Origin of the sequence: Pseudomonas sp. RW409, assembly GCF_003184125.1 — a bacterium.
GTDB lineage: Bacteria > Pseudomonadota > Gammaproteobacteria > Pseudomonadales > Pseudomonadaceae > Aquipseudomonas > Aquipseudomonas chlororaphis_I.
In genome coordinates, this window is the sequence record NZ_QHHP01000007.1 from 157,880 (window position 1) to 170,238 (window position 12,359).

Annotated in this window: 10 protein-coding genes; all 10 read right to left on the minus strand. The window is 63.2% G+C overall.

The genetic code is table 11. The features are described from left to right. Window positions 1–141 precede the first annotated feature (141 nt). Window positions 142–1,623, minus strand: coding sequence for an anthranilate synthase component I (gene trpE / locus DK261_RS07925; RefSeq protein ID WP_110175532.1), 1,482 nt, complete (start codon window positions 1,621–1,623; stop codon window positions 142–144). 70 nt (window positions 1,624–1,693) lie between these two features. Then, entirely contained in the window at window positions 1,694–2,512 is an 819-nt protein-coding gene (locus DK261_RS07930; protein WP_009051146.1) for a phosphoglycolate phosphatase, read from the minus strand. After that, the gene (rpe, locus tag DK261_RS07935) at window positions 2,509–3,183 is read right to left on the minus strand and encodes a ribulose-phosphate 3-epimerase (RefSeq protein WP_009051147.1); all 675 of its coding nucleotides are present in this window, start codon (window positions 3,181–3,183) and stop codon (window positions 2,509–2,511) included. Before rpe ends, DK261_RS07930 begins: the two co-directional genes overlap by 4 nt. A gap of 79 nt (window positions 3,184–3,262) precedes the next feature. Further along, the gene (locus DK261_RS07940; RefSeq protein WP_016704057.1) at window positions 3,263–4,411 is read right to left on the minus strand and encodes an iron-containing alcohol dehydrogenase; all 1,149 of its coding nucleotides are present in this window, start codon (window positions 4,409–4,411) and stop codon (window positions 3,263–3,265) included. A gap of 133 nt (window positions 4,412–4,544) precedes the next feature. Next, window positions 4,545–5,369, minus strand: coding sequence for an ABC transporter permease (locus DK261_RS07945; RefSeq protein WP_110175533.1), 825 nt, complete (start codon window positions 5,367–5,369; stop codon window positions 4,545–4,547). Between the two features lie 13 nt (window positions 5,370–5,382). Next, window positions 5,383–6,630 carry an ABC transporter permease gene (locus DK261_RS07950; protein WP_009045872.1) on the minus strand — a complete coding sequence of 416 codons (1,248 nt, stop codon included), beginning with the start codon at window positions 6,628–6,630 and terminating at the stop codon, window positions 5,383–5,385. A 68-nt stretch (window positions 6,631–6,698) separates the two neighbouring features. After that, window positions 6,699–7,742, minus strand: coding sequence for an ABC transporter substrate-binding protein (locus DK261_RS07955; protein ID WP_009051150.1), 1,044 nt, complete (start codon window positions 7,740–7,742; stop codon window positions 6,699–6,701). A 44-nt stretch (window positions 7,743–7,786) separates the two neighbouring features. After that, window positions 7,787–8,911 (minus strand): ABC transporter ATP-binding protein, encoded by a 1,125-nt coding sequence (locus DK261_RS07960; RefSeq protein WP_009051151.1) that lies wholly within the window; start codon window positions 8,909–8,911, stop codon window positions 7,787–7,789. A 349-nt stretch (window positions 8,912–9,260) separates the two neighbouring features. Then, window positions 9,261–9,890, minus strand: coding sequence for a response regulator transcription factor (locus DK261_RS07965; protein WP_007926150.1), 630 nt, complete (start codon window positions 9,888–9,890; stop codon window positions 9,261–9,263). A 55-nt stretch (window positions 9,891–9,945) separates the two neighbouring features. Continuing rightward, entirely contained in the window at window positions 9,946–12,339 is a 2,394-nt protein-coding gene (locus DK261_RS07970; protein WP_110175534.1) for a PAS domain S-box protein, read from the minus strand. Window positions 12,340–12,359 lie beyond the last annotated feature (20 nt).

Genomic DNA, 12,359 nt, shown 5'->3' on the forward strand with positions numbered 1-12,359 from the left:
TGCCAGCTACAACATCCGCAAGGACGATGACTTCACCCAGCAAGGCATCAACGTCGGGGTCAGTCTCGACTTCTAAACTGCAGGCCATAAAAAACGCTGCCCCCGTGAGGAGGCAGCGTTTTTTATCGCCCGATATCCAGCTCAGCTGTCAGGCGTTTGCTCGGCCAAGGCCACCGCGCGGAACATGGCGCGACGCTTGTTCAGGGTTTCTTCCCATTCCAGCGCCGGCACCGAGTCGGCGACTATGCCGCCACCGGCCTGCACATGCAGTTCGCCGTCCTTGATCACCGCCGTACGAATGGCGATGGCGGTGTCCATGTTGCCGTTCCAGGCGAAATAACCCACGGCCCCGCCATACACACCGCGCTTGACCGGCTCCAGCTCGTCGATGATTTCCATCGCGCGGATTTTCGGCGCGCCCGACAAGGTACCCGCCGGCAGAATCGCCCGCAGCGCATCCATCGCGGTCAGTCCGGCCTTCAACTGGCCCGTGACGTTGGAGACAATGTGCATCACGTTGGAATAACGCTCGATTACCATCTTCTCGGTGAGCTTCACCGAACCGATCTCGGAAACCCGCCCGGTGTCGTTGCGCCCCAGGTCGATCAGCATCAGGTGTTCGGCGATTTCCTTGTCGTCGGACAACAGGTCCATCTCCAGCGCCTGGTCCGCCTCTTCGTTGGCACCGCGTGGGCGAGTACCGGCGATCGGGCGAACGGTGATCAGGTTGTCTTCGACCCGCACCAGCACTTCCGGCGAACTGCCGACCACATGGAAGTCGCCGAAGTTGAAGAAATACATGTAAGGCGTCGGGTTGAAGCAACGCAATGCGCGATACAGGTCGATCGGCGCCGCCTTGAAGTCGATGGACATGCGCTGCGACGGCACCACCTGCATGCAGTCGCCCGCCAGGATGTACTCCTTGATGGTATCGACGGCACGCTCGTAGTCACCCTGGGTGAAACTGGAGCGGAACACCGGGTCGGACGCCTGCTGCTTGCTGAAATCCAGGCCAGGACGTGGGGTGGTGGGCTGGCGCAGCTTCTCCAGCAACGCCTGCAGGCGCGCCTGGCCTTGCTCGAAAGCATTGTCCTGGGACGGGTCGGCGAGGACGATGGCGTGCATCTTGCCGGCGAGGTTATCGAACACCACCACGGCGTCGGAGACCATCAGCAGAATGTCCGGTACGCCAATCGGATCCGGGTTCGGGCACTTGCCCAGACGCTTCTCCACATAACGCACACAGTCGTAGCCGAAATAGCCGACCAGGCCACCGTTGAAACGCGGCAGGCCCGCGATGGTCGGCACCTGGTAACGCGCCTTGAATTCTTCGACGAACGCCAGCGGATCGGCCACGTCATGACTTTCGGTCTCGACGCCATCGACGGTGATGCTGACATGGTGGTCATGCACCCGCAGCACGGTGCGGCAGGGCAAGCCGATGATCGAGTAACGGCCCCACTTCTCGCCGCCCTGCACCGACTCCAGGAGGTAGGAGTTGGGCTGGTCGGCCAGTTTCAGGTAGATCGACAGCGGCGTGTCGAAGTCGGCCAGGGTTTCGCGGGCAAGCGGGATGCGGTTGTAGCCGGCAGCGGCCAAACGCAGGAATTCTTCGCGGATCATGGGGTGCCTCGTGGCTTGAGGTTCTGACAGTCAGGTATGCAAACGCGCCGGAAGACCGGCCAGGAACAAGTCAGGCGCGCCAACGCCAGCGGGCCAGGGCCTTGATGACTTTCATCCAGAGTTTGCGAGTAACCACCACGATGGCGTTTCCAGGAGGGGATTGAACAGCGTCGGGCAACGTTATCTCAGCGGCCGGATCCAGGCAACCGGGAATTAGCTGGCGCAGATCGTCGATCACCAGGGCCGGCATTTCCTCGGCAATCGGCCGTCCGTGGTTGTAGCCATAGCTCAATGCCACGCATTTCACACCCGCAGCTTTCGCCGCCTGCACGTCGCTGCGCGAGTCACCGACGAACAGCGATTGCGAGGCCGGGATACTGGCCATTTTCATGACGAAAAACAGGGCGGCCGGGTCGGGTTTCTTCTGTGGCAGGGTATCGCCACCGATGATCCAGCGGAAATAACGGCCGATCTTCATCTGATCCAGCAGGGGCGCGACAAAACGCTCCGGCTTGTTGGTGATCAGCGCCATTTCGACGCCCTGCTTGTGCAGCCATTTGAGGGTGTCGCGCACGCCAGGATAGACCACGGTCAGTTCGTGGCCATCCTCATAGGCGCTGTTGAACAGCTCCAGCCCGCGCTCGGCCTCGACATCGTCGACACCCTGCGCCGCGATGTCGTTGGCCAGGGCCCGGCGCACCAGCATCTGCGCGCCATTGCCGACCCACTCACGCACCGATTCGATACCGGCGGGCGGACGCCCCAGTTTGAGCAGCATGTCGTCCACGGCCGCCGCGAGGTCGGGAACCGAATCGACCAGGGTGCCATCCAGGTCGAACATCACCAGTCGTGGCAGACGCCCCGGGAACAACTGCTCGAAACCGCTCATGGACGCGCCAGCGCCAGTTCGGCGCGCATCTTCTCGATCACATCCTGGTAGTTCGGCGCATTGAAGATCGCCGAGCCCGCCACGAAGGTATCGGCACCCGCGGCAGCGATTTCGCGGATGTTGTTCACATTCACCCCGCCGTCGATTTCCAGGCGGATATCGCGACCGGAAGCGTCGATCAGGGCACGGGCCTCACGCAGTTTGTCGAGGGTGCCCGGAATGAACTTCTGGCCGCCAAAACCCGGGTTGACGCTCATCAGCAGGACCATGTCGACCTTGTCCATGACGTACTTGAGCACGTCCAGCGGGGTGGCCGGGTTGAATACCAGGCCGGCCTTGCAGCCGCCTTCGCGGATCATCTGCAGGGAACGGTCGACGTGCAGCGTGGCTTCCGGGTGGAAGGTGATATAGGTCGCACCGGCCTCGATGAAGTCGCCGATGATCCGGTCCACCGGGCTCACCATCAGGTGGGCGTCGATCGGCGCGGTGATGCCGTACTTACGCAGGGCAGCGCAGACCATCGGGCCGATGGTCAGGTTGGGTACGTAATGGTTGTCCATGACATCGAAGTGCACGATATCGGCGCCAGCGGCGAGAACATTGTCCACTTCCTCGCCCAGGCGGGCGAAATCGGCGGAGAGGATCGACGGAGCAATTGCGAAGGGCTGCATGACGCACCTTTTTGAGCAGAATCACGGTGGCGCGCATTGTATACCTCATGCTTTGGCGCGCGCACCGTGACTGCGATGATCAGTAAGCCGCGCGATAGATCTTCTCTATGTCGCCCGGGCTCAGCTTGCGCGGGTTGTTGCGCATCAGGCGCTCGATCCCCGCGGCCTCTACCGCCATGGACGGAATGGCCTCCTCCGGCACCCCGAAGCTGCGCAGCCCCGCTGGAATCTCCACCGCGGCGCAAAGCTGGGTCATGGCCTCGACGGCCTTGTCGGCAGCCTGGGCTGCACTCAGATGAGCGGTCTTCACCCCCATGGCCTCGGCGATATCCTGCATGCGCTCGACACAGGCCATCTTGTTCCAGGTCATGACGTACGGCAGCAGCAAGGCATTGCTGACGCCATGGCCGATGTTGAAGCGCCCGCCCAGTGGATACGCCAACGCGTGCACCGCGCCGACCCCGGCGTTGCCGAAAGCCATACCGGCCATCAGGCTGGCGGTGGCCATATCTTCGCGGGCCTGGAGGTGGGCAGGATTGGCGTAGGCCTTGGGCAGCGCCTGGACGATCAGCCGGATGGCGCCAATGGCCAGGGAGTCGGTGATGGGCGAGGCGTTGAGCGACAGGTAGGACTCGATGGCGTGCACCAAGGCATCGACACCGCTGGCGGCGGTGACACTGCGCGGGCAAGTCAGGGTCATCTGCGGGCTGACCAGCGCCACATCCGGCAACAGATAGTCGCTGACAATGCCCTTTTTCAGCTGCGCGACCTTGTCCGAGAGAATCGCCACATTGGTGACTTCGGAGCCGGTGCCGGCCGTGGTGGGGATGGCGATCAGCGGCGGCCCCTTGCGCGGCACCTGGTCGATACCGAACAGGTCTTCCAGCGCCCCGTGATAACCGGCGTAGGCCGCGACACTTTTGGCGATATCGATGGCACTGCCGCCGCCCAGGCCGATCAGCCCGTCGTGCCCGCCTTCGCGGTAAACCTGCATGCAGTCTTCGACGATGGCGATTTCCGGGTCGGGCAGCACGCGGTCGAAAATCTCGTAGTCACGCCCGCCCAACTGCGCCAGCGCCAGCTCCACGGTGCCGGACTTGACCAGCGCGGCATCGGTGACGATCAGCGGGTTATCGACATCCAGGCGGCTCAGTTCGGTGGACAGTTGCTCGATGGCGGCAGAACCGGTGAGCAGTTTGTGGGCGATTTTGAAAGAGGAAAGACTCATGTGCGCGGCCTCTTATAAAGGGGGGAAGCTGGCACAAGAGTAGCTGGGGATTCGGGGTTGTCTGCCATTCAGCCAATGAATGGCGTAACAGATCGCTCCCACGGTCGGTGCGGGAGCGATCTGTCCGTGGCGATCAGACCGGTGCTGTACGCAGTTTTTCGCTGCGGCCACGCAGCCATTCCAGGGTCAGCAGCAGAATCACCGAGAAGGCGATCAGCAGCGTCGCCGCGGCAGCGATGGTCGGGCTGAGGTTTTCGCGGATGCCGCTGAACATCTGCCGGGGCAAGGTGGCTTGCTCGGGGCCGGCGAGGAACAGCGTGACCACCACTTCATCGAACGAGGTGGCAAAGGCGAACAACGCGCCGCTGATCACCCCCGGCGCAATCAACGGCAGGGTCACCCGGCGGAACGCCGTCAGCGGCGAAGCGCCGAGGCTGGCCGCGGCCCGTACCAGGTTCTGGTTGAAGCCCTGCAAAGTGGCCGAGACCGTGATGATCACGAAAGGCACACCCAGCACGGCGTGGACGATGATCAGCGAGAAGAAACTGTTACCCATGCCCAGGGGCGCGAAGAACAGGTAGCTGGCCACGCCGATGATCACCACCGGCACCACCATCGGCGAAATCACCAGCGCCATCACCAGTGCCTTGCCGGGGAAGTCGCCGCGGGTCAGGCCGATCGCCGCCAGCGTGCCGAAGACCATGGCCAGTACCGTGGCCGCCGGGGCGACGATGATGCTGTTCTTCAGGGCACGCATCCATTCCGCCGAGCCGAAGAAGTCGTGATACCACTGCAGCGAGAAGCCTTGCAGCGGGTACACCAGGAAGCTGCCCGAGTTGAACGACAGCGGAATGATCACCAGCACCGGCAGGATCAGGAACAACAGGATCAAGCCGCAGAGAATCCGCAAGCTGTAGAACCAGATCCGCTCGACGGGCGACATGTAAGGGCTCAGCATTTCGATTCTCTCCTTAGCTCAGGCGCAGGCGACTGGCGCCCACCAGCCAGCTGTAAATCAGATACAGCACGATGGTCGCCAACAGCAGCAGGCCGCCCAGCGCAGTGGCCATGCCCCAGTTGATGCTGGTGTTGGTGTAGAAGGCGACGAAGTAGCTGACCATCTGGTCGTTCGGGCTGCCCAGCAGCGCCGGGGTGATGTAGTAGCCGATGGCAAGGATGAACACCAGCAGGCAGCCGGCGCCGACGCCGGCATAGGTTTGTGGGAAATACACCCGCCAGAAACTGGCGAACGGATGGCAGCCAAGGGAAATCGCCGCGCGCATATAGGTCGGCGAGATGCCTTTCATCACGCTGTAGATCGGCAGGATCATGAACGGCAGCAGGATGTGCACCATGGAGATGTAGACCCCGGTGCGGTTGAACACCAGCTCCAGCGGCTTGTCGATCACCCCCATGGCCATCAGCGCACTGTTGATCAGGCCACCCGATTGCAGCAGCACAATCCACGCCGCCACACGCACCAGGATCGACGTCCAGAACGGCAGCAACACCAGAATCATCAGCAGGTTGCTCTGGCGCGCCGGCAGGTTGGCCAGCAGGTACGCCAGGGGGTAAGCCAGCACCAGGCAGATGCCGGTAATCACCAGGCCCATCCAGAAGGTCCGGGCGAAGATATCCAGGTAGATGGCCTGGTCAGGGGTCGCCGGGGCGATCTCCCCCAGGTCGTCGATCCGATGGTCGACGGCGGCCAGCAGGTAGAACGGGGTCAGGCTGCTGGTGTTGCGGCGTACCGCCTGCCAATAGGCCGGGTCGCCCCAGCGCTCGTCGATGGCTTCCAGCGCTTCCTTATAGGAAGCCGGCTCCTCCTTGAACGGCAAGGCACGTGCGGTTTTGGTCAGCAGGCTGCGATAGCCGGCCAACTCCATGTTCAGGCGCTTGGACAGGTCGCCCAGGGTTTGCTGCTTGCGCGCTTCGGCCAGGTCTTCGCTCAGTGCCTTGTACACCGGTTCGGCCGGCAGGCCGCGTCCGTCCCAACCGGCCACGGCGACCACGGTACGCGGCATGCCTTCGACCACTTCCGGGTTGCCGACGCTCTTGTACAGCAGCGCTGCGATAGGCACGAGAAACACCAGCAGCAGGAACAGCACCAGAGGCGCGATCAAGGCTTGTGCCTTCCAGCGGTTGACCCGCTCGGCACGCGCCAGGCGCTGCTTGAGGCTGGGGCTGGTGACCTCGTTCAGGGGAACGCTAATGGCCATGACGAACTCCGCAAATCTTTAAACGGTAACGGCGTCACCCACAGGTGACGCTGCCCATGCATGACGCCTTACTTGGCCGCCCACGAGTTGAAGCGCTGCTCCAGTTGCTCGCCGTTGTCAGCCCAGAAGCTGACGTCGATCTGCACCTGGTTGGCGATGTTTTCCGGGGTGGTCGGCATGTCTTTCAGGATGTCCTTGGCCAGCAGCGGGACTGCCTGGGTGTTGGCCGGACCGTAGGCGATGTTTTCCGAGTAGGTCTTCTGCTGCTGCGGCTGCACCGAGAAGGCGATGAATTTCTTCGCAGCTTCCGCGCGGGTCTTGTCCAGGCCCTTCGGAATGGCCCAGGCGTCGAAGTCGTAGATACCGCCGTTCCACACGACCTTCAGGTTGCTTTCCTTCTGTACCGCGGCGATCCGGCCGTTGTAGGCCGAGCTCATGACCACGTCACCGGAAGCCAGGTACTGCGGCGGCTGGGCGCCGGCTTCCCACCACTGAATGCTTGGCTTGAGCTCATCGAGTTTCTTGAAGGCGCGATCCTGACCGTCCTTGCCAGCCAGCACCTTGTACACATCCTTGGGCGCCACGCCGTCGGCCATCAGGGCGAATTCCAAGGTGTACTTGGCACCCTTGCGCAGGCCGCGCTTGCCCGGGAATTTCTTGGTGTCCCAGAAATCCGCCCAGCTGGTCGGCGCGGTCTTCAGCTTGTCGGCGTTATAGGCCAGGACGGTCGACCAGACGAAGAACCCCACGCCGCAAGGCTGGATCGCGCCCTTGACGTAATCTTCGGCCTTGCCGAACAGCTCGGGATCGAGCTGCTCGAACATGTCTTCGTCGCAACCGCGGGACAGCTCCGGCGACTCGACCTCCACCAGGTCCCAGGACACGCTCTTGGTGTCGACCATGGCTTTGACCTTGGCCATCTCACCGTTGTATTCGCCAGCGACGATCTTGCCGTTGCCTGCCGCCTCCCAGGGGGCGTAGAAGGCCTTGACCTGAGCCGCCTTGTTCGCCCCGCCAAAGGACACCACGGTCAGGTCCGGGCCCGCCGCCATCGCGTGCGCCGCGCCCATCAGGCCCAATGTCAAAGCGGTGAATTTCAGGGATCTCGACATTTATTGTTCTCTCCACGTGCAGGGTTGGTGAAGCAAGGGGGCGATCAATGCGCCTCTAGAAGTGGGTCGAGCGCGCGAACGTGCTCGACCTGCCAGCCAAGCGGAACCACATCGCCCACTGCCAGCGCAGGATCGAGCTCGGCAATCGGCTGTTTCACGAAGAAGTCGGTCTTGCCACAGACTTCCAGGCGAACCCGGACGTGGTCGCCCAGATAGATGAATTCCGCAACCCTCCCTGAGAAGCGGTTGACACAACTTTCACTGGAGCCGTTGAGGCTCACGCGCTCCGGACGAATCGACAGGGTCACCGGCTCGCCGGTCTTGCCGACGTTGACCGCCAGCGCCTCGACCTTCTCGCCACGCCCCAGCTCGACCACGCAGCGGTCGCCGCTGTGGCTGTGCAGGCGGCCGTTGAGCCGGTTGTTCTCGCCGATGAAGTTGGCGACGAAGGTGTTCTTCGGTTCTTCGTAAAGGGTGCGTGGCGGGGCGATCTGCTGGATTTCGCCCTGGTGGAACACCGCGACCCGATCGGACATGGTCAGGGCTTCGCCCTGGTCGTGGGTCACGTAGACCACGGTCACGCCGAGGCGTTGGTGCAGGTGCTTGATTTCCATCTGCATGTGTTCGCGCAGCTGTTTGTCCAGCGCGCCGAGGGGTTCGTCCATCAGCACCAGCTGTGGCTCGAACACCAGCGCCCGGGCCAGGGCCACCCGCTGCTGCTGGCCACCGGACAGTTGCGCCGGATAACGCTGGGCGAAGGATTCGAGCTGGACCATGCTCAGCACGCGTTTGACCCGCTCGCTGATGTCGGTCTTGCTCAGGCCACGTACCGACAGCGGGAACGCCAGGTTCTCGGCCACGGTCATGTGCGGGAACAGCGCATAGTTCTGGAACACCATGCCGATATCGCGCTTGTGCGGCGGCACGTTGTTGATCGCCCGCCCGGCCAGCTGGATTTCCCCGGCGGTCGGGGTCTCGAAGCCGGCCAGCATCATCAGGCTGGTGGTCTTGCCGGAGCCGGATGGCCCGAGCAGGGTAAGGAACTCGCCTTTGCGAATTTCCAGGTTGAGGTCTTTGACGATCAGGTTTTCGCCGTCGTAGCTCTTTTGCACACCACGGAAACTGACCAGTACATCACTCGCCCCAGCGCTTGAATCGACCTCGCTCATACCCACACCTTTTGTTTTTTGACGGCTGTGGACTAAGCCTAGTGGAGGCCACAAGCCGCGCAAATCGGGGGGTATGAGAGATTGGCCTCAGTCGGATGGAAGGTTCCTTGTAGGAATCCCCCTACAAGGATGGCGCGATTGGACAAGTCCCGGCACACGCCTGACGGCGATCATGGCCATAAGCCGGTTTTCGTGTCGCAAATGGGTACGTGTAGCCGCTGCCGCAGGCTGCGATCGAGGGCGAAGCACTCGTGATCCAGGCAGCGCGATTGAGCTGAAAATCCCCAGGGCCAGGTTTAGCGACAGCTGCGCTGTCGATCGCAGCCTGCGGCAGCGGCTACAGATCCATTCAAAGCAGCTTGTGCTCCATCGCATACTTCACCAGCTCGGCCAGGGAGGTGATGTTGAGTTTCTGCATCAGCCGCGCCTTGTGGGTGCTGATGGTCTTGCTGCTCAAGGCCAGCTGCTGGGCGATATCGTTGACGTTGGCACCCTGGGCCAGCCGTTCGAACACGGAGAACTCACGCTCCGACAGCAGGGAATGCAGGGGCCGGGTATCCGTCAGGCCGACTTCGAAAACCATCCGGTCGGCCAGTTCCGGGTCGATATAACGCCCGCCTGCCGCCACCTTGCGAATCGCCGTCAGCAGCAGCGCCGGGTCGCTGTCCTTGGTGGCATAACCGGCCGCTCCCACTTTCAGCGCCCGGGCCGCCATCTGTGCTTCGTCGTGCATCGACAGCACCAGGATCGCCGGTGGATTGTTCAGCGCGCGGATCCGCGGGATCGCCTCCAGGCCGTTGACGCCAGGCATGGAAATATCCAGCAGCACCACCTCGCAAGGCACGTGGCGCAGGGTTTCCAGCAACTGCTCGCCATTGCTCGCCTCCCCCACCACCGTCAGGTCCTTGGCCAGGCCGATCAACTGCTTGATGCCTTCGCGAACGATGGTGTGGTCTTCGGCTACCAGTACACGGATCACAGCTCGTACCTCTTCTTATTAGTGATGATCTCTGCAGCGGCGAGTCTGCTCGCGCCTACAGGTCCAGCGGCACAGTAACGCTCAGGGTGGTGCCCTCGCCCAGCTGACTGTCCAGGGTCAGGCTGCCGCCCATGATCAGCACCCGCTCGCGCATGCCCACCAGACCGAAGGACGTCGGCCGCCCGGCCTCGACTACGAAACCCTGGCCGTCGTCGCTGATGGTCATGCACAGCTGATTGTGCTCGAGGCTCAGGGTCAGTTCGACAGTATGCGCCTGTGCATGGCGCATCACGTTGGTCAGCGCCTCCTGAAGGATGCGGAACAGACCGATGGCCTTGGCGTCGCTGAGCACCGGCAGATTGTCGGGCACCTGCACCAGGCAAGGAATCTGCGTGCGCGCCTCGAAACGCCGCGCCTGCCACTCGATGGCCGACGCGATGCCGGCATCGAGAATCGGCGGGCGCAAGGCCGTGGCCACATCGCGCACCAGCTGGAACAGCTGGGCGATCAGGCGCTTCATGCTGTTCAGGCGTTCGTGCAGCCCCGGATCGAGTTGCGCGTAGGCCAGCTCGCACATCGAGGTCTCCAGCTTGAGCACCGTGAGCATCTGCCCCAACTCGTCGTGCACTTCCCGGGCGATACGAGCCTTTTCCTCTTCGCGCACGCTTTCCAGGTGCGCCGATAGCTCGCGCAGTTGCTCGCGCGAGCTGGCCAGTTCCAGTTCGATGCGCTTGCTTTCGCTGATGTCCCAGACGATACCGTCCCAGACATAGGCGCCGTCCTCGAGCTGGCGGGTGATGGCCTTGATTTCCGCCCAGCGCTGTTCGCCCTGGCGGGTCAGGATCCGCCCCTGCCAGGACCAGTCGCTGTCGGTGTCCAGGGCATGGTCCTGGGTCTGGTGGTAACTGGCCCGATCTTCCGGGTGCACCAGGCTGCGCAGCCCTATGTCGCGGTGGCTGAGGGTCGCTGGGGAGTAACCCACCAGGCTCTCGCTGCCTTCGCTGATGTAGGCGAAATCGATCTGCCCGGTCACCGGCGCCCGTTCCAGGCGGAACACTAGCCCCGGTACGTTGGCGGCGATCCCCTGCAACCGCGCTTCGCTTTCCTGCAGGGCGGCCAGGGCGCGACGACGCTCGGTGACGTCAGTGAGGTAAACCACCAGGTACTCGCCATCGCGAAAGCGCAGAAAGCTCAGCGACACATCGGCCGGCAGGATGCTGCCGTCGGCGCGGACACACTGGGTCTCGAAGCTGGGCGGCGCGTCCTCGCTGGCACGCGCGCGCTTCCACAGGCCAAGCCAGCGGTCCATGTGCAGGTTGGGTTCGAAGTCGCTCAACGGCCGGTCGACCACCGCCCCCGACGCATAACCCAGCATGCTTTCGGCCGCGCGGTTGGCGTAGCGTACATGGCTGTCCCAGTTGACCCAGAGAATGCCCACCGTGCTCTGGTCGATGGAAAACTGGGTCAGGCGCAAGGCTTCTTCACTGGCCTCGCGCCGGGCCAGGTCCTCGCGGGTGGTCAGCAACCGCTGCTCGAGCGCCTGTTGCTGGCGGCGCTGCCAGATCACGATGGCCATGCTCGCCAACAGCAGCACGGCCAGCAACAGACTGAGGTTCTGCCAGAAACCGCGGGACTCGCTCAGCCGCGGATACTTGGGCTGCAGCCAACGATTGTGCAACTGCTCCAGGTCCTTGGCGGCGATACCGTGCAAGGCGCGTTGCACGATATCCGCCAGCTCGGGCCAGTCGCGCCGGGTAGCCACCCGCAGCAGTTGCGGCAGGCCGATATCGCCCACCACCGCCAGGCCGGCGAATTCCGGTTCCGCCGACAAACGACTGAGCTGCGCCTCATCGATCACCGCATAACGCGCCTGCTGGCTAAGCAGCAATTGCAGGGCCTGGCGCTCCAGGGGCACGCCCTGCAGATTGAGATTGGAGTAAGTCGCACGCAGGTAGTCCGCCACCGCGCTGGGCATGCGCACCGCCACGCGAGTCTGGCTGTTAAGCTTTTCCAGCTCCACCGCGCCGGCGCCCTTCTGCTCGCCGACCACCAGTTGCGGGACACGCATGTAGGGATCGGAAAACTGCCAGAGCCGCAAGCCGGCCGGGGTCTGGCTCAAGCCCGGGGCCATATCGACTTCACCGGCGCGCACCGCCGCTTCCAGCTGCGCCTGATCGGCAAAGTTGCGCCAACTCAGCTCGACCTTCATCGCCTGGGCCAGCCACTGCATCAGTTCGATATTGGCGCCAGACAAGCGTTGCAGCCGACGGTCGTACTGGGCGTAGGGGGCCTGGAGCACCACGCCGACCCGCAGTTCCCGGTGCTGTTCCAGCCATTGCTGCTGCGCGGGGCTCCACTGCGCCTGGGCGATATGCGGCGCAGGCACCGCCCAGGCCATCAAGGGAAGGCAGATACAGCCGATAACCAGCAGGCAGCGAAAACGCATCATCTGAAGTCTCACACACTGAC

Excerpts from the sequence above, each read along its gene's own strand:
- trpE (WP_110175532.1), bottom strand. The coding sequence starts at position 1,623 with ATGATCCGCGAAGAATTCCTGCGTTTGGCCGCTGCCGGCTACAACCGC.
- DK261_RS07930 (WP_009051146.1), bottom strand. The coding sequence starts at position 2,512 with ATGAGCGGTTTCGAGCAGTTGTTCCCGGGGCGTCTGCCACGACTGGTG.
- rpe (WP_009051147.1), bottom strand. The coding sequence starts at position 3,183 with ATGCAGCCCTTCGCAATTGCTCCGTCGATCCTCTCCGCCGATTTCGCC.
- DK261_RS07940 (WP_016704057.1), bottom strand. The coding sequence starts at position 4,411 with ATGAGTCTTTCCTCTTTCAAAATCGCCCACAAACTGCTCACCGGTTCT.
- DK261_RS07945 (WP_110175533.1), bottom strand. The coding sequence starts at position 5,369 with ATGCTGAGCCCTTACATGTCGCCCGTCGAGCGGATCTGGTTCTACAGC.
- DK261_RS07950 (WP_009045872.1), bottom strand. The coding sequence starts at position 6,630 with ATGGCCATTAGCGTTCCCCTGAACGAGGTCACCAGCCCCAGCCTCAAG.
- DK261_RS07955 (WP_009051150.1), bottom strand. The coding sequence starts at position 7,742 with ATGTCGAGATCCCTGAAATTCACCGCTTTGACATTGGGCCTGATGGGC.
- DK261_RS07960 (WP_009051151.1), bottom strand. The coding sequence starts at position 8,911 with ATGAGCGAGGTCGATTCAAGCGCTGGGGCGAGTGATGTACTGGTCAGT.
- DK261_RS07970 (WP_110175534.1), bottom strand. The coding sequence starts at position 12,339 with ATGATGCGTTTTCGCTGCCTGCTGGTTATCGGCTGTATCTGCCTTCCC.